This is a genomic window from Paucibacter soli, from assembly GCF_037482845.1.
Lineage (GTDB): Bacteria > Pseudomonadota > Gammaproteobacteria > Burkholderiales > Burkholderiaceae_C > Paucibacter_B > Paucibacter_B soli.
Window position 1 is genome coordinate 1 of record NZ_JBBHJW010000032.1, and the last position, 1,193, is coordinate 1,193.

Annotated in this window: 1 protein-coding gene; it reads right to left on the reverse strand. The window is 65.1% G+C overall.

What is annotated here, in order from left to right:
- On the reverse strand, window positions 1–1,152 hold a 1,152-nt coding region (locus tag WG898_RS25130; protein WP_339605513.1), incomplete at its 3' end, for a transposase.
- Window positions 1,153–1,193 lie beyond the last annotated feature (41 nt).

Consider the following 1,193-nt stretch of genomic DNA (forward strand, 5'->3'; position numbering starts at 1 on the left):
GCCCCGGCTACGCAACACCTGGCCGGCCGGACAGGTCGCCGTGTTGTCGTTGTCGTTGAATCTGAAGTGCTGCGGCCGGAAGTGTTGGCCGTCCTGAAGCTGCCCGCCTGCCCCTTTGTCATGCAGGGGGTCAGGCTTTGCCTTGTGCTTGTCCTGGCCTGCAAAGCGCTCGTCGCGCTTGCGCATCTGGCCGTCGGCGATCAGCGCCGGGGTGTTGCTGTCATGCAGCTGCTGCACATTTGCATCGCTGTGGTAGCCCGCATCGGCGGTGACCAGGGTGTTCTGGTCGCTCCAAGGTTTGGCCCGCTCGATCATGGGCACCAGCATGCCCTGCTCCGAGCCCGATCCCACCACGTCGGCGGCGATGATGACCTGGTGGGCGCTGTCGACCGCCGCTTGGGCTGCATAGCCCTGGATGACGCCTTTGTTGGTCGCCATCTTGGCGCTGTCAGGGTCGGTGATGTTGGACTTCAGCTCCTGGCCCTTGCTGTTCAGGCGCCTGGCGTTCTTGGCGACGAAGGCCCGCGTGCGCGCCGCCTCCTGGCGCAAGGCCTCCACGCGCGCTTGCCGCTTGGCCTCCAGGGGTTCCAGGGAAGCCGCCTTGTCCTGCGCCCGGTGCAGCGCCAGGATCTTGTCGGCGGCCTTGTCTAGGCGATCGGCCCGGTGGCTCAGTTCCTCGTGTGTGCCGCTGCGCTCCTTGCTGGCATTGCTGGGAAGCTTGACGCCATCGATGGCGAACATCTCGCGGCCGATCAGGCCTTGGGCATCGCAGACCATCAAGACCTGGCTGAACAGCGGCTGGATTTGTTCGCTCAAGGAGGCGACGTACTTGGCGATGTGGGCATGGCTGGGCTGGCTGTCGCCACTGATGGCCATGAACTGCACATTGCGTGCGCAGGCGGCGGCGATGCTGCGGCTGGAGATCAGGCCCTGGCTGTAGGCCAGCAGCACGATCTTGAGCATCACGCGCGGGTCGTAGGCACTGGCGCCTGTGAGGTCGTTCCTGAAGCGCGCATCCAGGGCCTGCAAGTCGAGCTCATGATCGACCAGGTAGTCCAGCGCGAAGGCGAAGCTGCCGGGCACCAGCTGCTCCGACAGCACCACGGGCAGCAGCAGCATCGACTCACGAATCCGGGGCTTGTAGCGCGCCATGCAGACCTCCTGGAATGTCCGCGTATTTGACACGCTAGCCT